Genomic DNA, 21,990 nt, shown 5'->3' on the forward strand with positions numbered 1-21,990 from the left:
TATCCGCACCCAAAAAGTTGCATTTATAAGTTGAACTCAAGGGGTGATGGAATGCATGGTAGCCAGATTATACGTCAGAGTTTCTTCGGTTACATTGCTTTCACGCCCGTTGCGGATAGCTCGTGCCTTGATGGTCGTTGTCCGATTTATCATGAATGGTTCCGTATACCGGAGCGATTCGCTTGTCGGCTCGGAACCGTCCAGTGTGTAGTAGACCGATGCATTGTCGAATGTATTCAGTTCGACAACCGCAATGCCGTCCTGTCCTTTAGGCTTGACACTTATTGTCACATCCTCTATGTCTTCTTTGTAATGATAGCCGTACAATTCGTATAAATCCATCTGGTGACGGAGGCGTTTCAGAAATCCGTTCAAGTCCTTCCTTTCCGGATTGCACCACTGCAACTCACTCAGCGCGGCGATACGCGGCATCATCTGCCATTCCATTTTCACGCTGTCCTTTGTCCATTCCGTCCAGATGCATCCTTGCACTCCGATGATATTCTTCTTTTCTTCCGGGGTCAGCTTCTCCGACTGAGGCTCGAACATATATACGCGTTCTACGCTGCTGATGCCTTTCAGGCGGTTATAACCCGGATTGCTGAAATACAGGTGGCTGATTGGGCAGACGATAGTGGAATGTCCCAGTTGTGCGGCTTTGACGGATGCCTTTATGCCTGTCCATGCCATGACGGTCGTGGTTTCCGGATTAGGATTGCCTTCCAGAATCTCATCCCATGCCAGCATTTTCTTGCCTCGTTTGGCAATTTCCTTTTCCACTTCGTTCATGAAGTACACCTGAAGCTGGTTCTCCTTGCTGTGTTCTTCAGTGTCGTGCAGTCCCAGTTCCTTAATCTTGGCCTGACATTTCGGACATTTCATCCATTCCGCTTTCGGGCATTCATCTCCTCCGATGTGAATATAAGGTGCATCCGGGAATATATCCATCAGTTCGTTTACCACGTCTTTGGCAAATTGCAGTGTTTGAGGGTTTCCTCCGCAAAGCACTTCCTTGAAAACACCGAATTTTGTAGCCGTTTCATACGGACCGCCTGTACATCCCAGTTCCGGATAAGAAGCCAGTGCTGCCAACATATGTCCCGGCATGTCTATTTCCGGAATGACCGTAATGAAACGTTCTGCCGCGTATGCTACAATTTCTTTGGCGTCTTCCTGTGTGTAGTAACCACTGACCGGTGTACCGTCGAATTTCCCGGACCCCGGCGCAGTAATTGTTTCCTTACGGTAAGAGCCGACTTCAGTCAGTTTTGGATATTTCTTGATTTCAATACGCCAGCCTTGGTCTTCGGTCAGATGCCAGTGGAAGTAGTTGATGTTGTGCAGTGCCATGACATCTATCAGCTCCTTTAGGTATTCCTTCGGGAAGAAATGACGGCCTACATCTATCATAAAGCCGCGATAGTTGTACTGCGGAAAGTCTTTCACTGTTCCTGCGGGCAGTGAGGCAAGCGCCTTTCCATCCGTTATGGGGAGTGCCTTGTGTATGGTCTGGCAGCCATAGAAGACACCTGCTTCTGTAGCACCTGTCAAGGTGATGACATCGACCGAAACATTCAGTTCGTAGCCTTCTTTGTGTGTAATGGACGGATCGACCTTTAGGATAATACAGTTCTTTCCAGCCTTAGTTCCTATTTTGACTTCCGTTCCTGTCACTTCCTTGATATAACCTGCAAGCATACGGGCTGTGCCTGCCAGTTTCTCGTTGCCCTCTTCGTAACAAATTGTGGTGGAAGAGTTGATGACAAAGGGTGCCGCCGACGGGGTTTCTACAATTTCCTGCGGCAACGGGATGACATTCAGGTTTCCGGTCTGAATGTCTTGTGTTCCACATGCCATCAGACTTCCTGCGGCTAAAAGGTAAATAGCCCATATTTTTACTGAGTTCTTTTTCATGGTAAAGTCTATTTAATAATTTGTCACAAAAATAACAATTTACGTTTATTTCATTCTTCAACTTTACATAAATATTAATCCAGTATTAATAATTATGATCTCTGCAGGTGCTTTATTAAGGTAGGACCAATTAAAATCTGGGCAAAATGTATGGATAGGTGGCGGCATTATCTTCTGCCCGGTGTGGAAATCGGTGAAGGTAAGACTATCGGGGATGCACGGGAGAAGACGCATTCACGTTATTTCAGGGAAAACACCTTCAAGCGCCTGAAAGGCGGCAACAAGGAGCTGCTGATCGTATCCGGCGCACCATACCGACTTGTACTACAACCTAAGCGTGATTCCTTTCGACAAGATAGAAACGTTCTTCCGAAAGGCTTTCAATGCGGAATAGCTTGTTAAATAGCTTTAATAGCCCATTTGCCTCTCAGGCTTTTGGGCTATTATTCTATTTCATACGGTACTGCCAAAGGAAGACGAGCAATAAGGTCGTTATTTCAGTAAGCGGCATGGAAAGCCAGATTCCCTTTACTCCCAGCCATCCGGGAAGCAGGAGGAAGGCAGGAACGAGCAATCCCAGTCCGTGTAAAAACACCAATGCTGTATAGCTTATTTCAACCTTGAACTGCTCCGAGTACAGACGGGTATTGAAGTAACCCGTGGCCAACATGCCTTGCTCGGCGAAACGCACGGCTTCCTCCTTGTATTTTTTCATGGCAGATGCCACAGAGATTTCATCACGGTTATCCCCTACAAACGATGCAGACAGGACTCTGTTTCTGTAACACAGTTTGAATGTTCCGATTTCCTCCTGCACCACGGGCAGGTCGATAGCCTCGTATTCCTCTTTCGTGACCGTGACGAATTGCGTATGCTCTTGGTCGAGATAGAGGCGGAAAGCGGGTTTTACCCGCTCCCGCTTCTCTTCATATTCCGCCTGTTCCCGCGCACTCATACAGTTATATACGTGTCGGGAAACTCTCCGCACCGCATTGACAAAAGTCTGACTTTTGCATACTCCGAGATGTCGGGCAAAGTCGGGCACTGTCCCGATGAAACCGTACTCTTTCCAATGATAGGTTTTCATGTCGTCTCGAATTTTATTCCACAATTTCGTACTTGACCACGCTGCAATAAACCTGCTCATTTTTTTCCTTCCATTGCTCCATGATACGCTCCACATCCGTTTCGGAGGTTACGGGTTGCCCGAAGATTTCTTCCAGCCACTCGAACATGGCTTCCCGATTGGTAAAGTATTCGCTATAATACTCATCTTCGAGAGTATATACCTCGGCACGGAACTTGTCTGGGAAATATCTGCTTTCGCTGTCATTGGTCTCGTAAATGCCCATGCCCGGCTCTTCCGTCTGGTAATAGTAACGGAGCGACGGGAATTTCTCGCATACGAGGTCGAGTGTCTCATTGCACGGTCCCCATGCCGTCTCTGTCGTAAAGCGGAGGGTTTCGTCCTCTATTTCGAGGTTCGCCCAGTCTCCCCGACAGCTCACCTTGTTCCAGTCTTCGCCCAAGGCATCCACGAGGCAGCCCAGCCACGATGTACCGAAGCCGTTTTCTACGGACGGCTCTTTCCGTTCCTGCAAATTTTTCATCAACTCGTAAAGTTTTTTGATTTCCTGTGCGTCGCCTTCGATGGCATACGCTGTACTGCACCAGTTTGGCATAATCGTAATTTTTTATTGGTTCGTTAAATATTGTTTTTCTTTTCCCTCCTCTCGGAAGCCTTTCGGCTTTCCTTGTCGGGAGAGATTTTACATGCAGGTCAGACAGCGGGGAAAGGACGGGAAGGCAAGCAAACAGCCGGGGATTTCACGGAATACCCAACCCGACAGGCAAAGCATGGCGGGGGACTGAAAGGACATCTCTGATTTGGGAAGGCTTCCGGGCAATCCACGAGCCGTTAGCACGGCGGTGCTTGATGCCGGACGACCGCTGTACCTTTGCATAGGAAAATCCAACCGACAAGGGAGTGCTGACGAAAAGAGAAGAGGAAAGAAATAACGGAAAGATATTAAAACAGGTGTAAAATAAGATGTTATATCTACAATTACGCACAAAATCCTTTCATTTCGAACCATCATGCCTTATTTATATCAGACGGGAGCAATGTCGCTCCCGTAAAATAATTAAGGATATGATAATAGGTTATTTAAGGGTCAGTACGGGCAAACAGAACCCGGCTAATCAACAAGATGAAATCCGGCGTTTCGCCGACAGTAGAAATCTTTCCATTAACCAGTGGGTAACGGAGGTCGCCAGCGGCAAAAAGAAGGGGTGCGACCGTAAATTAGGGGGGCTGATACGGCGCATGAAACATGGCGATACGCTGATTGTAACGGAAGTGTCGCGTCTAAGCCGCACGCTGACGGACCTCATGGCCATCATGGGCAAATGTCTGGAGAAAGGAATCAACCTTTACACCACCAAAGAGGGGTATTCGTTCGACAACTCCATCAATAGCAAGGTACTCTGTTTCGCTTTCGGGCTGGTGGCGGAGATTGAGCGCAACCTGATTTCGATGCGCACCAAGGAGGCGCTTGCCTTGCGGAAAGCCGAGGGTGTCGTTCTCGGCAGGAAAAAAGGCAGTTACACGAAAATGAACGTGTTGATTGAAAACCGGAAGGTCGTCGTCGGCATGTTGAAGCAAGACTGTACGATTACCGATATATGCAGGCGTTTCGACATCTCGCGGGATACGTTCTTGAAATTCCGCAGCCGCTATAAGGAAATAGACAAGGCCATGAAAGAAAAAGAGACAAGACGGAAAGGAAAGTCGCAAAAACGGACGGTATGATTTTACGTTGGTTAAATCGTTCGTTTTCAGCCACAAAGCTACAAAAATAGAAATTATCCACAAAGAAAATCTGCAAGAATTTGCGTTTCAACTCTTTGAGCAGGACAAATTTTCCCGGAGTGTCCGAATAATACGACCTTTTTTCCGATAGCTTTTTTAATGAACGATTAAACCAACAAATAAACCGGCACAACTGACAGTTATCCGGCTGATTATTTGTTGGTTTGGTGCTTTTTATCCTTTTAAAGGGGAAGAACGGCACGGATAAACGTACAGGGAATTGAATAAATAGCTGATATAAATTGGCATAGACGGAATATGACAATGAAACGAATACTATTATTATTTCTTTTATTCTGTGGCGGGTATGTTCATGCGCAGGAGCTGGACTCGGCCCGTATCCATTACCGGCAGGGGCACAGGAACGTGGACGTGCTCTTCCGGGACAACCGCACGGAATTGGAGCGTTTTATCCGCATTCTGCGCGAAGAACACGGGACGGGGCGTCTCGAAAACGTCGTGATACGCTCGTGGGCATCACCCGACGGTGCGAACCGTCTTAACGAGGTGCTGTCGAAGCGCAGGGCCGACTCCCTGAAAGCTTATCTCGTGCGCCATGCCGGAATCCCCGACAGTATCGTCAGTATGCATGGCGAAGGTATCGCGTGGGACATGTTGCGCCGGATGGTCGCTGCCTCAGATATGCTTTATAAAAAAGAGGTACTGCACATCCTCGATCACACGCCGGTATGGGTGTTCGATGAATCCGGACGCGTGGTGGACGGACGAAAGAAACAGCTCATGGAGCTGCGCGGCGGACGGCCTTACGTGTACATGCAGGAGAACTTCTTCCCGGATTTGCGTTCCAGTCTCTCGGTGGCCTGCTACCGGAAATCGGAATCGCCCGTGACTATTTCCCGAAAAGAGGCGGAAGTGAAAGAGCCGGAACCGGCCCTGCAACCCGATAGCGTGGCGGAAACGACCTCCGAGCCAGCAACGGTGCGGCAGGAAGCGACCGTGCAACCGCAAAGACCGACGGTGCAGCGGCTGGCCGTCAAGACCAACCTGCTCTACGACGCGATACTGATGCCCTCGCTCGAAGTCGAATACCGCATTGCCGACCGCTGGACGGTGAACCTCGAAGGCGAGATAGCGTGGTGGAAGAACGATGGCAGGCACAAGTATTACCAAGTGGCCACGATCAGCCCGGAGGGACGCTGGTGGTTCGGGCAGAAGCAAGGCAACCCGTGGCACGGCCACTACCTCGGCGTGTTCGGGGGCTTCACGTGGTACGACCTCGAAAACGGCAAGGAGGGCTATCAGGGCGAGGCCGAAATGGTGGGTGTCAGCTACGGCTACATGTTCCCCATCGGACGGCGGTTCTCCTTAGAGGCCGGTATCGGGGTGGGCTACATGCACAGCAAGTACGAGGAATACCTTCCCATCGACGGACACTACGTGTACCAGCAGACAAACCGGATGAACTACTTCGGCCCGTTGAAACTGAAGTTTGCCCTCGTGTGGCGGTTGTGGGATACCGGTAAAAAGAAAGGAGGCGCACGATGAAAACAACGCTACGATATACCCTCATGGGACTCACGCTCGCCGGATTGACATTCCTTTCCACGAGCTGCCGGAAGGACCTGTGTTACGATCATGACGAACATGGCTTGTCCGTGAAGGTGAATCTCTCTTCCGACTGGGAACAGGAATGGGAACGTGCTTATACCTATGACTGGGAAGAATTGTGGGAAGAGGACTGGAAGCATGACTATGACGATTTGCGCCCTGCTCCGGCCGACGGAATACGCGTCCAAGTCTATACCAGCGACGGACAACGTATGGAGAGCAACCTGCCCGATGAAGGAGGACGGGTTGCCATGCCGGAAGGCACGCACGAGCTGCTGTTCTACAACAATGATACGGAATATATCGTGTTCGACGGTGTGGCCGCCTCGGAATCCGCCACTGCCACCACACGAGGCGTGACCCGGAGTTCTTACCGGGAACTGCACGCGGGGGAACGTACCGTGAACCAGCCCGACATGCTTTACGGGGCATACATGGAAGAATACACGGCGGAAAAGACACTTGTCCCGACGGAGCTGCCGGTTACCTTGCGTCCGTTGGTTTACACCTATATGATACGCTACGAGTTCGAAAGCGGACAACAATACGTGGCCTTGGCACGCGGAGCCTTGGCGGGCATGGCCGAAACGGTCTACCTGAACGACGGGCATACCGGGGAAAACGCGGCCACGGTACTGTTCGACTGTACACTGGAAGATTATGGAGCGGAAGCTCTGGTACAGTCGTTCGGCGTGCCCGACTACCCGGGAGAACATTACGGGCGAGGCGATACGGACGGGCGGCGGTACAGCCTGAACTTGGAGGTGAGAATGGTGAACGGCAAGTTCAAGACCTTCGAGTTCGATGTCACCGACCAAGTAAAAGGTCAACCACGGGGCGGCGTTATCGTCGTGAGCGGGCTGTCGATTTCCGATGACGAGGGTCTGGAAGGCGGAGGCAGCTTTGACGTGGATGTGGACGGCTGGGGAGAATGGGTGGACATACCGCTGCCCCTCGACTGAAACGAATAAAATAACAGGTACTGGAATAACCATTTTTAATTTAATTTTTACATCTTATGAAGAAAAGTTTTTTGATGCTTGGCGTGGCTGTAGCAGCACTGGCAAGCTGTTCGAATGAAGAAGTCGTGGATATGCCGCAGAGCCGGGCAATCCAGTTCGAGACTTTCGTGAACCATTCAACGAGAAGTAGTGTGACCGAAACAACGGAAGAAAATCTTAACAAGTTCTTCGTTTTCGGAAACTATGGAGAGGGCACGTGGACTCCCGTGTATACCAATGTCGAGGTAACAGGAGGAAATGTGGGAGATCAATCAGGTTGGAATCCTGTACAGACCGCTTATTGGCAATCGGGCGAGAAGTATCGTTTCGGAGCTTATTCTGATGGGAATAGCAAAATCGAGAACGAGAACGTGGATTTCATCGAGGGTGAGCAGAAACTGACGTTCACAGATTACACGGCAAACAATGCCAAAGACCTGATCGTGGCCATACCCGATGAAAAGACCGCACAAGCTTCTGATAATACTCCGGTAGGCTTATCTTTCTACCACATGCTGTCTCAGGTGAAGTTCACCTTCACGAACACGGACTCCCATGACTACATCATGAAAATCGAAAACATCAAGGTGAACGCGGTACAAACCGCTACGGGTACAGCGACTTATAAGGTGGAGAAACCGACTATCGCTTGGGAGACTGCAAGTGTCCCAAAGGCGGACTATGATTTCGAAACAATAGAGGATATTGCGGAGCCGGTGAAAGACGATTCTCACTCGACGACCTGCTTCGTCATTCCGCAAGACAACACAGAGTTGTCGGTTAGCTTTACCGCGATATTCTCTGATAAATCAGGGAAAATAGCAGAAAATAATTTCACCGGAAAGTTGAACTATCAAGGAGATAAAGAAGGTACAGAAAAAGGCAAATGGACTCCGGGCTTCAGGTACAACTATACGGTTGAAATCAACGGCAGCAAGATTGACCCGGATTTGAAACAACAGGTAATTGAGTTCAAGGTCGATGCTGTGGAAGACTGGACAGACGTGGACCAAACTCCAGTAACTCCGAATGAGGTCGGAGAATGATTGCTTGCAAATAGCTAAAGACATCACATCAGGTTATGAGGGGTTGAATGTCCCCTCATGGCCACTAACGGGAGTATCACTCCTTAATTTTACGCTGCCGGTAGCATCAGAAATGACCGGATATAAAGAAACAATGTATGATTATGAATAACAACCTATTCAAGACCTTGTTCATACCGGCTGTAGCCTGCCTGCTGGGAGCCTGTACGGAAAGCACGGGTCCGGACATGGAGGCAGGCGATGACAGTCTGGCGATCCGTTTCGCCGGTCCTGCCGTGACACGAGCCGCCATCGACGACGCAGACGACATGCAGACCGACGGGAACTCGTTCAGCGTTTGGGGCAGCTATACCGCCGTGACGGGCGGTACGGCCACGAGCGTGTTTGACGCCGAGAAGGTGACATGCCTTTCCGGCATGTGGGGTTACGAGGGCACGAGATACTGGCTCCCCGGTAACACCTACGACTTCTACGCCCTCTACCCATCCGCGGAGACGCTGGGCGATGCCGTGTCCTCTGTCGCCTGCACGGACGGCACTTTTACCGTCAACGGCTTCGACGCCACGAAAGGGTACGACCTGATGACGGCGAAAAAGACGGGTATTTCCGTCGTGGCAGGCCAGACTCCCGGTGCGGTAGCCCTCAAATTCCAACATCTGCTGGCACGCCTCACCTTCGTGGCACGCAGCGAGGGAGGCAACGCCACGGTACGTTCCATCTCCCTTGAGGGGCTGGCTGTCAAGGGCGACTACGACGACAGCGCAGAAACTGCGTGGAACAACACGACAACGGGGAAGGTCAGCGTGAAGAAAGAGACCAACGTAACCCCTGCCGGAAACGCGAACGTGTCGGGCGACCTGCTGCTCATTCCGCAATCGCTTGCGGGCGGGGTGAAGCTGACCGTCATCTACGACACCGATGCCGAGACAGAAAAGTCCGCTTCCTACACCTTGCCTGCCACCACCGTGAGCATGTGGGAGGCGGCGAACCATTACCGTTACTCGTTCACCCTCACCGGCGGAGGCTACATCGTGTTCGACCCGCCCACGGTCAACGCATGGAGCGACGCCATAGGCGGGAACGTAACCATCGACGTGACCCAATAACCTTATTATAAGCTATCTGTAACCTGACGATAAAATGAACATCCAAATGAAGCAACGATACATACTTCCGGCCCTCCTGCTCCTCTGCGCCGCCTGCCAGCAGGAGGAATGGGCGCAGCCCGAAGCCGACAGTTCCGACGCCATCCGCTTTGCCGCCCCGACCATTACCGTGGAGGAACTCACCCGGAGCACGTTCCACGACGCATTTCCTACCGGCGGCACATTCGGTGTATTGGGCTACTGCGTGCCCTACCAGCGCGGTAGCGACACCGAAATGGACTGGGCATCGGGCAGCGCGAACTGGGGCAACAAGAGCGGCAACGCCTTCCCCGACGTGTTCTTCAATCAAGCCGTCACCTACAACGGCTCGGCCTGCACTTATGACTATAATAACAGTGGCGGCCCACGAAAATGGTACAACACGACGCAGAATCAGGAGGCGATCTCCCCCGACAACTACCGGTACACCTTCTTCGCCTATTACCCGATGGACGATTTTACAGTGGAAAGTCCTACCAATGCCACCACACGGGGCGTGCCGAAACTGACGTTCACCATGCCGTTCGCCGAGACGGGCGATGTAGCGACTACCACGTTGGACGACAAGGAGACGCCCGACGCGATGGTCTCCGTCGTCTATAACCACCTGCGCACCACGGGAAACGTGCGCTTCAATTTCAGCCATATCATGACGGGCTTGGGCTTCGCCGTGAACAACTACAATTACGGGGGAGATGATGAAACTGTTACCGTCAAGCGCGTTACCTTGTCGGGCAACTTCACTCGCTCGATTACCATAGATTTCAGCAAGAACACCAACGAAGACGGATTCTACACCTACAGCGGCACCTATCCCGGCACATACGTGATATATAACAACGAGGAAGGGTTTGCAATAGCTCCCAACAGTTCCGTCCCCCTGATAGGCGACAAACACCTGCTTCTGTTGAGCAACGCCACGGACGGCACTTATTTCGGCGAGAACGTGAAGGTCCATGTCGAATACACCTACAGGGGGGAAGCAAAGAACGCCTCTGCCGAACGTCCGACGCAGTTCCAGCCCCGTGCGGGCGTCCGCTATACGGCGCAGCTTAACTTCGTGGGCGAAACCTTCGCGCTGAACTTCATCGCCGCCGAGGACGAGTTCTGGGAAGACGGGGGCGACAGCGACGTCTCAATCCAATAAAGCAACAACTGAAAACAGCATAAAGATGAAAAAGATATTTTATTACTTCCTGCCGGTGGCCGCCATGCTTTTGCCGACAGCCTGCACCACGGAGGAGGACTTTGGCGGCGGTACCGTTCCGCCCGGCGACGGATTCACCATCGAGGCCGTCTGCCAAAACATGCTGCCGCAACAAGTCGTCACCCGCTCGGCCATCGCCAAGGACGACAAGGAGAAGCGTATCAACCAGCTCTACCTGTTCTTCTTCGACGAAAACGACGACTATCTGCAATCGAGCAACACGAAAGTATTCTCGCCGTATATGGCTCCGTCGGCGAATACGAGCAATGTCAGCATTCCTACGGACGTGTTTGTAGATCAAACGCTCGCCCAAAAAACCACCATCTACGCCTTGGCCAACGTGACTCCGGAAGTGGTAGCCGATGCCGACGGTGACGGTTATCCCGACAACTTCCCCCAAGGGGGCAAAGACGGGAAAACTCCCAAGGAGCTGCTCGAAGCGTTCGTGTACGACCCTGCCAATTACACCCCTGATACCCACGATGCCATCACGACCCTGCCCAGCACGGGAATGCCGATGGCAGGCAAAAGCGCGACTACCGTGGACCTCACCAAGAAGGGAAGCCTCACGATGCAACTCAAGGCACTGATGGCCCGTATCGACATCAACATCAGTATCGATTCCGACCACTCGGACGAGAGCGGACAACTGCCCCGTCTCTCCATTGCGGAATGGGGCGTGTACAACATGCCTACCGCCGTGCCCCTGACAGAGCCTGCCGATGGCCAGACCAAGCTGAATACCGATGAACCATACCGCAATGTAGAAAACATACCGAGCGATGCCGTCGTTTACAACCACGGCGGGGCCGCCTCCCTTACCTTCTACATGTTCGAGAACATGATTGCCCCGGACGAAGATCCGGAGAGCTATAAGTATCCGGCCGGAGTGGTAGACGATGTTGACAAACAGCGATGGAAGCCGAAGTTAGTGAATGAAAACAGCAAGGCCACCTATTTCAAGATGAGAGCCTACTACACCACCTATAACGGCGACCCCTCCCTGCCTGCAGGACAGGATAACACCACCATCGAGGCCGAATACACCTTCTATCTCGGAGGTGACCCGGTGAAGGACTTCAAGGTGATACGCAACAGGCACTATGCCAATAACATCGTCATCAGCGGGCTGACCCATGTGGGTAACAACCCGGACCACATCACCTTCGATGCCCGTGTCAACATCACCGAGCAGAACAACCCGTTCTACCTGTCCATGCTGCGCGAACGCGAGCACGATGCCCACTACTGTGTCACGCCTTTGGACGTGTACCTTTTCGAGAAGGAGGCAAATCCGCAGATGACCGTCAGCATAGCCGACCCGGAAAGTCACACTTGGATACGCATGGAACGTGTGCCCGCCGAAAATATGGAGTATGGAACACTCTCTGACGACATGAGTGCAGATACCCATTTGGCGACCGGACAGGCATGGACTGCGGGAAACGGCAAACGCAAATACTTCACCACGGACTTGGTGACCAAAACCCTTGCGAATAATACCGAATATACCATTAAGACGAACCGTGACCGTATTTATTTCTACTTGGACGAAAACCTAAGCACGAAAGACCGCACCGCCACCGTAAACATCTCGTACACCGACGACAAGACGCAAACGCCACGCATCCGTACCATTGAAATCGTACAGCACGGTCTGTTGCCGGTAACCGTGCCGGGAGACGACGACAATCCCACGCAGCAAATCTATGTAGAAGCCTACGAAGAGTATATTTCCCATTACGACCCCCTGAACGAGTTTGAAGGGAATTATATCTATGACGGATTGGAATGGGGGTTGAATGGAGAATACTTGGGTTGGAATTTGGTCATACAAGGAGAAGATGAAACTTGGTGCAATATCTATTACAACGGGGCTGAAGCTACCCAGCATATTATTTCGAAAGCAGGACAATCAACAATGAACCTGAACGAAAAGCCCCGTTCTGCTGCGGAGTATTGCTACAACAAGAACAAGCGCAATGACAACGGAGTCGTACAGGGCATGACCAATTCTTCCGGTTGGTTCTTGCCCGGCATTCGCCAATTAGAGGCCATACTAACCTCCTATTACAATACATATCCGGAGTTTCAAAACAATTTTTATTGGTCATCGGCGGCGGGGAAAAGACGGGTTGGTATTTGGCCATATGATTACTATGAGGACAACAGTTATGCCCGTGCCACCAAGGCCCTGCCAGACGGTGGTTATGCAGAAAGTGACTGGGACGATACGTACACGAGTGAGAACGGCACCACCGGCAAAGCCCCCCGTACCGGCACCTACCTCCGCATCCGTGCGGCCTATGTACCGCCCAGCGGCGTTACCATCGAATGACAACCGCCGGCTTTAAGGCCGACTTTACTCGCTGCCCGTCTGTAGGAAACCCCTTTACAGGCGGGCAGTGCTGTTTTTATTCCCCCGGTATGTCTTTGGCCTGTACAACCGACATGCACACGCACGTTTTATACGTCGGTCGGGATAGAAAAAGGTGTGACAATATCGAAAGAACCTATTCAACAAAAAGAGGTTTGCAGCCACCCCAAAAGCCCCTCGAACCTATGGCAAGCAAAGGCATCAAGGGGCTTTTCTTCTATCAGCGAAACGGTAATAGACATTTGGGTACGCGTTATCCGATTGTGTCGTCCGCGAAACACCATCGGCGCCGGAACTTTATCTGTCATCCGATAGAAATACGATAATAAATGTAGGATTTCTTTACCGCTTTTTATTTCTTCTTCAAGAAACGTTCCGTGAGCCATTTGCGCACCGGGAGATCATAGCACTTCAGGCAGGCATAGGCAAGAGCGAAAGCCCCCATGAAAGTGAGCAGCATGTAAGGAAGCCCTTCGGCAAGCGTCGCCTGACGGTTGAACGCCCATGCCGTATAAATATAGACCAACGGATAGTGGGTGATATAGACGGGATAGGATATGTCGCCCAAAAACTTGCATACGGCAGCGGAGCGTTTGCCCGTTATCCTGCCTCCCGCCCCCATCGAGACGATGACCGGGAAAATGCAGATGATGCAGAAAGCCTCGTAAAGCCCGTTCATCCAATAACCCTCCTCCCCGCCGATACGAGGCACGGAAAGCACGACGATTATCATCAGGCTGCACCACCGGAAAGCGTTCTTGCGGGTGCGTATCAGCCAGCCGAGCCGAGACAAGAGCAACCCGCCGAAGAAGGGATACATCAGCCGGATCAGTCCCACGTACTGCTGTTCCCAGTTCAAAGCCCATCCGCCCACGATGTCACCGGCAGGCGCTGTGAGGCAACGGTGTACCGTAAAGCACGCTGCTATCGCCACGAGGACGGTCAGCGCCGTCTTGCTAAACTTGCGGATAAACAAGGCGTACAGTATGTTGCCGATGTATTCGTAATAAAGCGACCATGCCGGTCCGTTCAGCGGATGCATTTCCATCCATCCCCGGATGTCCCATTTTAGAGGCAGAGGCAGCAGTGTACAGCCCAACAGCATGACCAGCAGTACCGTGCCGACGGACACGCCCTCCATTGCCGGATAGCAGGGAGCTTCCTGAAACCAAAAGAGCGCGGCTCCCACAATGCTTCCCATGACCACCATAGGTTGCAGCCGGATAAGACGGCGCTTGAAGAAGGTTCCCGTGCTCATCTTGTTCCAACGGTCATCGTATGCGTAGCCGATGACGAACCCCGAAAGCATGAAGAAGAAATCGACAGCCAGATAGCCATGATTGATAATCTGGTTCAGATGATTGCCGCCGGAATGCGCTTCCAGCAGATGAAAGGCAACTACCATGGCAGCCGCAACACCGCGCAGTCCGTCCAGAATCTCGTAGTGCGGCTTCGAGGTCAGATAAGAGTCTTGCATATTCATTGGCACGTAAAAAATTATGATTCAACATGATGGAATACAAAAGTACAAAAAAAAGGAATAACAAACACTCTTGCAGAAGATTATATCCGTTTATGGAATTAAAGTCACTCATACGATTAGGCTTGTTACGATGACAAGTATTCTTGTCTTCAAGCATATATTTTTCTTGCTGCAATACAAATTCTTATAAAATTCGTTGATCATAGAATAAATCTCCGTAATTTTATACCCTGAGAATATAGTGATAATCGTTAAATGTAAAAATATGCCAAAATATACTCCGACAATACATTATTGCGGAAAAGGTGAATATAAAGAAGCTATTGGGGCTATTTCCGTAATATTTGAAAACCACCCTTCTCCTCATAACGTGGCAGAATTATGTTATATGCTTGAATAAAGCAAAAACGACCAATTTTACTTTATTAGGTGTAAAATCGGGTGCTTATTTTTTTATTTACCGACAATCAGTGTTTATTGCGGTGCGTTCGGCCACCTAAAGCAATCCGCTCATGCAGGGCGAACAAAAAAAGAGCCGATCTTCGCAGACCGGCTCTCCATAAACGAATAAATTGTTTGCACATCGTATGAACAAAAAGTATTATTTGAAATACAGCATAACCTTTGTATGTCGGTTGGCCTCATTGGGCGTATAATCGGAGATACCGCCTTGGTGAGTTTGGACTATCTTGTCGCCCAGCACTCCTCGTTTGATTAATTCCTCGGCGATATAACCGGCTCTCGATACGCTCAAGGCATTGTTTACGGATACTGTCCCGGTCATGCTGTCAGCCGCACCAATGACGCTTACCGATAACCCGTACTTCTTCGCCACTCTCGCCAGTTCGTCGAGATTGACCAATTGGGAGGGGTCTGTCAGGTGCGACGTGCCGAGTTCGAAGAAAAAGAAGATGGGAGCACCGATGCATTCCCGTCCGGACTGCATCCGAACGGCATAGTCTGCCAAAGTGCTGTCGGGAAGATTCTCGAACTGTCCTGTTCCGAGACCAGGCACGCTATCCGGCCAGTGCTGCAGGCTGTCTGCCCGGCCATTTCCATTCGGGGCTTGTCCTTCCAATGGTGATTTTCCGTTCCAATGCTTGTTCTTCAACCTTGCCCGCAGGGAGTTCAGCCCGCTGTAATTGTTCCTCGGATAACCTTTGCGCTCGATAGCATCGTCATCATCGAAGAAATGGCTGTACGTGTCGAGCAATCCTTCGATTTCCAGTATCTTCTTCAGCTCGGCCAGCGTCCGGCTATCCTTGTCATGCTGTCCCGCGTAGCGGCTGTTCTGTTCCGACAGTACATTGATATAATCGACGAGCTGCCGATCGCGGCGGATATAGGGGCTTGGGTCTATGGCCCGTTTCCAGCCGACCTTGCCGATATGGAAAGAGAATCCGGCAGTGAGTGAAAGCATGTGGTCGCCTAACCGATTCGCCTTGCCATACCCGTCGAAGTCTTGGAAGGTGGTCGTACCGGAGAGTTCCATGAGGGCGCTTACCCTTTTGGAAATGCGATACTGCCCTTGTATGCCGTAGGAGATTGCAAACGGGTTATGCCCGTTGGTCGCATGGTGCAGCAGTCCGATACCCGCAAAGGGTGCCAGATGCCAGCGCACCAGTTTCTGCCGGACATAGCTGCCGCCAAGCACATTCCACAGCAGATCCGCATGGAGATAATGGTACTCCTGCACGGCCAGCGTGCCGTCCTTGAACTGCAACCCGTTGTAATTTATGCGTGCACCTACCCACGGGGTAAACCACTTGCCGAGGGCAAGGCTGTACGAGGGTTTCAACCTCCCGAACAGGTCTTCGCAACCGAGCGGCGTGCCGAGAAAAGCTGTCGCACCTCCGGCGATACTGACAAACCAATTGCCGTTTCCCCGTGCCGGAACGACCACTCCGTCAAGGTATAAGGGCTGTAACGGCTGCAGCAGTTCTGTGTCATCGTAACGGTACGTGCGGTGTACAGTATCCCTTTCCGTGGGTTGTACATCCGCACGGGCTTGCAGCGAACAAAGCGCCGCAATAATGAAAATGATATTTTTCGTCATATTCTTATATCCTTAATTTGTTGTTTATCCGATTCTTTATTATAAACCTTGCCATTCAACGCTTGGGCTTCTTGCCGATGGAAGGGCGCATCATGCGGCTCGCCATCCTCATGCAGCGAAGCGCCCATGCCCGGTTGTCCTCGTCTTCATCACGTCCCCATTTGAGGTCGCTTCCGCCACCTCCTCCGCCACGTGTTTCGGCAAACGTAGTGGCATCATCGACCATACCGAGAAAGAGCATCGTGGCGCAGCGCATGACTTCCGCTCCCCGTTCCGCCACGGAACGCACGAGCGTGTCGTCGAAAAGTTGCCGTTCGGAAGGCTTCATCCGCGCCGACAGTTCCCTCCACTCATCGACCATATTTTCCAGCATGGCGTCCTTGAGTAGGCTGTCCACTTTGGAGTGGACATCACGGGAGTATTCGTAGGCTTCCTCCTTGAGCTGTTCCGTGCGTTCCTCAATGGCATCCATGTTTGCCTTGAAGTCGGAAAGCTGTCGGTCGGCGGTTTGTAGCTTCTCCTGTTTGTCTGCCAGTTTCCCTTGGATAGCAGTCAGCTCTTTTTCGAGCTTTTCTTTCTCGGCAGATAGGGTCAAAGCATCATCTTTCCGGGTATCCATATCATTTTCGAGTGCCGACAGTTGAGCCTCTTTTTCGCTCTTCTCCCTTTTCAAGTTTTCCACCATCGAGGTCAAACCTTTGACTCTGCGCTCTGCCAGCCGAATGTCCGAATGGAGGGCGGACAGGACTTCCTGATGTCGGCCAATCTGTTGCTCAATGGTGGTACATTCTTCCGAGAGCATACGGCGGTATTCTTCCGTCGTCCTGTGCCGTGCGCCGGTCTCGGCGACGCTCCGGCCTCTCTCCATTCCCCACTTCGTGTTGACCTCGGCGAAAAAGTCCGTATGGAGCTGTTTCATCCTCGCGCTATATTCGAACTTGTCCTTTCCGGCGAATATCTCCTTGTACGCAAACCTCCCGTCTTTGATTGGCAGAAGCGTACAATGCACGTGCGGATTTAATTCGTCGAGGTGTACAATGAAGGCGGCTATATTCTGCTCGCCGTATCTGCCGCAAACGAATGCATAGACATCCTTCGCCCAACGTTCGATGTCGCTCTTCCTTTTGATGCGGGTATTGTCCGCACCTTTTTCAAAATCCACCTTCTGCGTGCCGAAAGCGAGTTCGTGCATCCGCTCCCGCGAACCGCCGAAAATGATGTTTACCACCGTGCGGTATTTCGGTTCAACCAATCCCTCGTTGGGGTCTTTGATCCCGCGACGGCCCAATATGTCCGCTATCCGTTCCGGGATATTGCGGCTCGTGTCGATGGGGCGAACCTTGCCTCCGGGCACAATCTCGAAGTTCAGATGTTTGCGGGTGGGGTCGTAGTTGCCCTTGCTCATGGCGTACTTCTCCGCCTCTTCGCTGCGATTACGCAGGTGTTCGTTGCCTTGGGCGGCGGTGATCCCTTTCGATACCTGAACATCGAGAACCTGTTTTGCATTTGCCATACTGTTTTCGTGTTGTTTCGGACAATTCCCCGTGTCCCAGCTTGCTGCTTGCTTGGACACTTCTCCCTGCGACGTCAGTCAGCAGGGGTATTAGGCTCCCCCTTCCCTTTGTTCAGTGGCAGACGGGCAAGCCCGGATGCCTGCTATAACTGGAAGGATATTTGAACCTGAACCGGGGAGAATTGCCCGTGGTTATACAATCTCTGTCCGCGAATCCCCGTTCAGCTTTCCTCTTGTGCCTTCGCCAGAAGCGATAAAAAGGGCTTGCGAAGCGATTCAAGGCGTTTTGTCTCTTCGTCCGTACCGAACTCTGTCCCGTCCGGCTTTCCTTCGATAACAAGCTCTGCAAGCTCTTTCGAGGCTTCGATGAACGCCGCCAATTCTCCGCCGAGGTCGAGCCGGAAGAACTGCACGAGCGGCGAGCCGTCGTCGAACCTCGATTTACGCAGTACCCGTCGCAGGGCGGCATGGGCGATACATTCCAAGACGATCCCACGCAGTCGTTCTTCTGACCGGACAGTCTGTGCCGATGTCGTGCCGGAAGGATTGTCCGGATAGATACGGCTGTCCCGTCCGGCTATCTCCGTCAAGGTCTGGTGAATGATTTGTCCGCATGATTTGCCTACATCGAAAGAGGTTGCCCTGCCGATAATCCAGTCGTACAGTGTTTCCTGTATCCTTGTGGCAAAGTCCGCTTCTTCTTGTCCGCTGTCCGGCATGGCAGGCGTGCCGGTCCGCAGGGGCATGGTAATGACGACGCTTTTTGCCAACCGGGTGCGTTCCAACTGCCCGAGCGCTTCGAGCGTGTCCAAAAAAGAGCGGACAGTAGCCCGATGCCAATGCCACTCCGAGGCAAGGTCGGAAACGGTTACATGGCACTGGCAGGGAGAGAGGTCGTAGTCCTGCCTTCTTAAAAACGGGGAGACGAAACCTGCCAGCGATTTATCCAACAAATCGTAGTAGGCTTCCGTCCTCGTCTTCCGCTCGCCGACTTTTTCTTTCAGGTAGTCGAACACTTCCACGTTCGCCAGTATGGCGGCGGGCGCTTCATTTCTATTTCTCATTTTCGTTCTGTTTTTGATGATTCATAATGTGCGGATAGTTTCAGGTTGCCATTATCCGCATTATCGTGGCAGCCTCGCGTGATGATATTATGATAACTGTCGGCTAATGCTCCGGGATATTCCAGCCATTCGAGGAATTTGCGCATGTCTGTCCTTTCGGACATGACTCTTGCAGACGGGTAGAACAGGGCAGCCAAAAGAACAAAGGAGATGGTTACGGACATCGTGTACAGATGTGGCACGAAGCCGATGACCAATGCCAAGAGCGCAAACCAGACGAAACGTTTCGGCCGGTCGAGCAGACCGCGCATCCATCGGTCCGCCCGCCGGAAAGAGGCCCATGCGGCACACACGATGGTAGATGGCACGACACCGAACTCACCGGGGTGTCCGCTCGTATAGACATAATGAAAGAGGAGCAGTACGATAAGCAACACATGGGCGTACAGCCTGCGGGCTTTTTCGCTCCACACCATCTTATCGTAGAATCTTGCCATGAAGTAACGCCTGCTTCTGTACAATAATGCCGGAAGGACGACAGGCATTGCAAGAAATACAAATTGTAATATAATCCAGGTCATAACAGGTAATAGGGTTTTGAAGGTATGTGAACGGACCGTACCACGAGTTCCAAGTGGACAACCCCGTGAGTGGCCAAGCGGATAATGGTCTCGGCGTCTTCGGCTGTCAGGGACGACGCGCCTTTCTTCATCCGGGCCTTGAATGTACCGTTCTGCTTACGATATGTAGCCAGTGCCGTGTCCAGATCATGCTCCGGAATCGTCCACGTCATGCCCCGGTTGTATGTGCCGTGCGGTTTGCAGGCACGCAGTACCAGTGTGCGGGACACCAGAAAGTCAGTCCGGTTGTTTCTCGGAATGACGTGCTCCTTGTAGAGGTTGTCATCGGCCACCTCTATCCACGTGCGATACGTGTTGATGCAGAAAACCATTTGGCGGTATATCGTGTTTCGCATAGTGCCTGTTTTACATGAAGTCCAACAGCACGTCCTCCTGATTCTTTTTGTACTTGAAGCTGCCGTTCCCGGCGTGGAGTTTCAGGTCGAGACACAGGTCGCCGTACATCAGCTCCAGCGAATCGTAGATCGTTGCGATGATACGGTTTACCTTGCCGTCCGCGTCTGTCCGGGCGTTCATCTTGAACATCTGTCCGAAAGCGGGATTGGAGTAGGCACAGGTGCTATGGCCGGATTTCTCCAGTCCGACCGGCACATGGTGGTAGAGCGTAATCAGTTCCATGTCGTCCTCGAATATGTCCATGACTTCCTCCAGATCATAGGAGTCCCGTAGCGGGAACGTGAGCAGAACGTAGTCGCCGTAAAATTGCGGCTCCTCCATCGTTGCCACATTGAGAAGCTGCGGCATTTGCAGGGGCACGAACGACATGAAGTCATCCAGAAAGTGTCGTAACATAATCATATATCGTTTATTTTGTGAATAGGCTTTTACAATGAGGCGATGAATATTTCCATGAGCATACCGGGCAGCTCGTCCAACCGGTCGCCTTCCGACGGCAGGATTCTGCGCAGTTTCTCGAACGCGGCAGGCGTTTCTGCGGCCATACTGTAAAGGGTTTCCTTATCTTCCGGGGACAATAGCGTCATGCAGAGGCCGTCCAAGGAAGCATAAGGTTGTAGAATCATCCAGACATAGGCTTGTGCCTGTTCGGGCGTTGTGACCTTCCCACGGCGTATGTTGTCAAGACAGGCACGCACGTTCTGAATCAGCCGACGGTCGGTACGTAAGGCCATGTATATCGTGGCGTCCTTGTAAGTGATTTCCTTGCGTCCGGCGGCGAAAAACACCTCGGAGCAGCATTTCTCCGTGTCACGGGTGATGTCGGCCATATTCGCTTCGCCAAGCTCGTACAACCCGGACAGGAAAGCCCGAAAAGCGGCATCCTCTTTTTCGATGAATCTTTTGAGGTCTCCGTTCCCGTGTATTCCGCTGTTCAGGGTTTCGGCAAGCACGTTACGATATGCTGACAGAATTTGCTCCTTGCTACCCCGACAGGCCGGACGTTTATCCAGTTCTGCGAAAAACGGACGGATCTCTTCGGCGGAACGGCACAATTCCACGTCCCCGGCATAAGGTGAGAAGCGTTCTTTCAAAACCAGCACTTCTTTGTAGGTGCGAGGTTTCGACATCGCCAGCCGGGAAAGTTCTGAACGGACGGAATCGTGCAGCAGAATGCACTCCTCTCGTATGTCGGAATGTGTCCGATAAGCCGTGTCCCGGTGCATGGCTGCGGTCACGGAGTCTTTCAAGGTCCGCCACTTTCCGATATAAGCGGTCAAGTCCTCAAAGGAAAGTTCTTTTTGCCCGCGTACTTCGGACAGATACTTCCGGTACAGATTGGCTGGAGTGGACTGGGCTTCGACCAGTGATTTGCCGTTCGTACTGTCGCATGATGTGAGCGTGAAAACGGCAGTAGAAACGGCAGAAAGTCCAGCAATGGAGAGTATGATTTTTAAGTATGATTTCATATGATTTATAGTTTGATTTTGTATTTATCACCGCAAATCTAAGTATAAATTTCAAGATGTCAACCGCCGAAATTTATTTTATAAGCTATTTTTAACATTGTACTTAATAGTTTGATTTTCAATGAAAACAAGTGAAGATAACGGGATATTCAGAGGGCTTCTCATACTATTTTTGCTCAAAGTATGGTTTAGTTTAAAATAAAACTCTTACATTTGTACTTATTATCATAGAAACGC

Annotated in this window: 20 protein-coding genes and 1 pseudogene; 9 read left to right on the forward strand and 12 right to left on the reverse strand. The window is 51.6% G+C overall.

Annotated features, from left to right (window positions below; all coding sequences use genetic code 11):
- Positions 1-36: 36 nt before the first annotated feature.
- A complete protein-coding gene (locus HMPREF9009_RS11985; protein ID WP_007219408.1) occupies positions 37-1,914 on the reverse strand; it encodes a beta-N-acetylhexosaminidase in 1,878 nt (625 codons plus the stop codon).
- Between the two features lie 222 nt (positions 1,915-2,136).
- Here HMPREF9009_RS11985 and HMPREF9009_RS25760 point away from each other — a divergent pair.
- Positions 2,137-2,308: pseudogene (locus tag HMPREF9009_RS25760) on the forward strand (alpha/beta hydrolase); the annotation flags it as partial.
- Positions 2,309-2,362: 54 nt separating this feature from the next.
- Here the strand turns inward: HMPREF9009_RS25760 and HMPREF9009_RS26170 are convergent.
- The 3 genes from HMPREF9009_RS26170 to HMPREF9009_RS26175 all read right to left on the reverse strand — a co-directional run bounded on the left by HMPREF9009_RS26170 (position 2,363) and on the right by HMPREF9009_RS26175 (position 3,987).
- Positions 2,363-3,001 (reverse strand): hypothetical protein, encoded by a 639-nt coding sequence (locus tag HMPREF9009_RS26170; protein ID WP_007219406.1) that lies wholly within the window; start codon positions 2,999-3,001, stop codon positions 2,363-2,365.
- Between the two features lie 13 nt (positions 3,002-3,014).
- Positions 3,015-3,596 (reverse strand): hypothetical protein, encoded by a 582-nt coding sequence (locus HMPREF9009_RS12000; RefSeq protein WP_007219405.1) that lies wholly within the window; start codon positions 3,594-3,596, stop codon positions 3,015-3,017.
- A gap of 145 nt (positions 3,597-3,741) precedes the next feature.
- Positions 3,742-3,987 carry a hypothetical protein gene (locus HMPREF9009_RS26175; protein ID WP_229091276.1) on the reverse strand — a complete coding sequence of 82 codons (246 nt, stop codon included), beginning with the start codon at positions 3,985-3,987 and terminating at the stop codon, positions 3,742-3,744.
- Positions 3,988-4,066: 79 nt separating this feature from the next.
- On the opposite strand from HMPREF9009_RS26175, the gene HMPREF9009_RS12005 reads away from it, so the two are divergent.
- The 8 genes from HMPREF9009_RS12005 to HMPREF9009_RS25965 all read left to right on the forward strand — a co-directional run bounded on the left by HMPREF9009_RS12005 (position 4,067) and on the right by HMPREF9009_RS25965 (position 13,457).
- Positions 4,067-4,726 carry a recombinase family protein gene (locus tag HMPREF9009_RS12005; RefSeq protein WP_004294378.1) on the forward strand — a complete coding sequence of 220 codons (660 nt, stop codon included), beginning with the start codon at positions 4,067-4,069 and terminating at the stop codon, positions 4,724-4,726.
- 318 nt (positions 4,727-5,044) lie between these two features.
- Positions 5,045-6,292, forward strand: a complete 1,248-nt coding sequence (locus HMPREF9009_RS12010) for a DUF3575 domain-containing protein (RefSeq protein ID WP_004294377.1) — start codon at positions 5,045-5,047, stop codon at positions 6,290-6,292.
- Positions 6,289-7,317: a DUF5119 domain-containing protein gene (locus HMPREF9009_RS12015; protein ID WP_004294376.1), complete on the forward strand. Its 1,029-nt coding sequence runs from the start codon at positions 6,289-6,291 to the stop codon at positions 7,315-7,317. The genes HMPREF9009_RS12010 and HMPREF9009_RS12015 overlap by 4 nt, the downstream gene beginning before the upstream one ends.
- Positions 7,318-7,373: 56 nt before the next feature.
- Positions 7,374-8,402, forward strand: coding sequence for a fimbrillin family protein (locus HMPREF9009_RS12020; RefSeq protein WP_004294375.1), 1,029 nt, complete (start codon positions 7,374-7,376; stop codon positions 8,400-8,402).
- Positions 8,403-8,539: 137 nt separating this feature from the next.
- Positions 8,540-9,508: a fimbrillin family protein gene (locus tag HMPREF9009_RS12025; protein WP_004294374.1), complete on the forward strand. Its 969-nt coding sequence runs from the start codon at positions 8,540-8,542 to the stop codon at positions 9,506-9,508.
- Between the two features lie 46 nt (positions 9,509-9,554).
- Positions 9,555-10,694: a fimbrillin family protein gene (locus HMPREF9009_RS12030; protein WP_007219403.1), complete on the forward strand. Its 1,140-nt coding sequence runs from the start codon at positions 9,555-9,557 to the stop codon at positions 10,692-10,694.
- Between the two features lie 25 nt (positions 10,695-10,719).
- The gene (locus HMPREF9009_RS12035) at positions 10,720-13,092 is read left to right on the forward strand and encodes a DUF4906 domain-containing protein (RefSeq protein WP_004294372.1); all 2,373 of its coding nucleotides are present in this window, start codon (positions 10,720-10,722) and stop codon (positions 13,090-13,092) included.
- A gap of 224 nt (positions 13,093-13,316) precedes the next feature.
- Positions 13,317-13,457, forward strand: a complete 141-nt coding sequence (locus HMPREF9009_RS25965; RefSeq protein ID WP_198154749.1) for a hypothetical protein — start codon at positions 13,317-13,319, stop codon at positions 13,455-13,457.
- A gap of 26 nt (positions 13,458-13,483) precedes the next feature.
- Here the strand turns inward: HMPREF9009_RS25965 and HMPREF9009_RS12040 are convergent, their stop codons facing one another.
- The 8 genes from HMPREF9009_RS12040 to HMPREF9009_RS12075 form a co-directional block, all read right to left on the reverse strand.
- Positions 13,484-14,614, reverse strand: coding sequence for an acyltransferase family protein (locus tag HMPREF9009_RS12040; protein WP_007219402.1), 1,131 nt, complete (start codon positions 14,612-14,614; stop codon positions 13,484-13,486).
- Between the two features lie 601 nt (positions 14,615-15,215).
- Positions 15,216-16,670, reverse strand: coding sequence for an OmpA family protein (locus HMPREF9009_RS12045; protein ID WP_004294370.1), 1,455 nt, complete (start codon positions 16,668-16,670; stop codon positions 15,216-15,218).
- A gap of 55 nt (positions 16,671-16,725) precedes the next feature.
- Entirely contained in the window at positions 16,726-18,183 is a 1,458-nt protein-coding gene (mobV, locus tag HMPREF9009_RS12050; RefSeq protein ID WP_004294369.1) for a MobV family relaxase, read from the reverse strand.
- A 221-nt stretch (positions 18,184-18,404) separates the two neighbouring features.
- Complete coding sequence (locus HMPREF9009_RS12055) at positions 18,405-19,247, reverse strand: hypothetical protein (protein ID WP_004294368.1); 843 nt, start codon at positions 19,245-19,247, stop codon at positions 18,405-18,407.
- Positions 19,244-19,828 (reverse strand): hypothetical protein, encoded by a 585-nt coding sequence (locus tag HMPREF9009_RS12060; protein WP_004294367.1) that lies wholly within the window; start codon positions 19,826-19,828, stop codon positions 19,244-19,246. The genes HMPREF9009_RS12055 and HMPREF9009_RS12060 overlap by 4 nt, the downstream gene beginning before the upstream one ends.
- Entirely contained in the window at positions 19,825-20,223 is a 399-nt protein-coding gene (locus tag HMPREF9009_RS12065) for a hypothetical protein (protein ID WP_004294366.1), read from the reverse strand. Before HMPREF9009_RS12065 ends, HMPREF9009_RS12060 begins: the two co-directional genes overlap by 4 nt.
- Positions 20,224-20,233: 10 nt before the next feature.
- Positions 20,234-20,686: a hypothetical protein gene (locus HMPREF9009_RS12070; protein ID WP_004294365.1), complete on the reverse strand. Its 453-nt coding sequence runs from the start codon at positions 20,684-20,686 to the stop codon at positions 20,234-20,236.
- Positions 20,687-20,712: 26 nt separating this feature from the next.
- Positions 20,713-21,753 (reverse strand): hypothetical protein, encoded by a 1,041-nt coding sequence (locus HMPREF9009_RS12075; RefSeq protein WP_004294364.1) that lies wholly within the window; start codon positions 21,751-21,753, stop codon positions 20,713-20,715.
- Positions 21,754-21,990 lie beyond the last annotated feature (237 nt).

It is taken from the genome of Bacteroides sp. 3_1_13 (assembly GCF_001185845.1).
Lineage (GTDB): Bacteria > Bacteroidota > Bacteroidia > Bacteroidales > Bacteroidaceae > Bacteroides > Bacteroides xylanisolvens.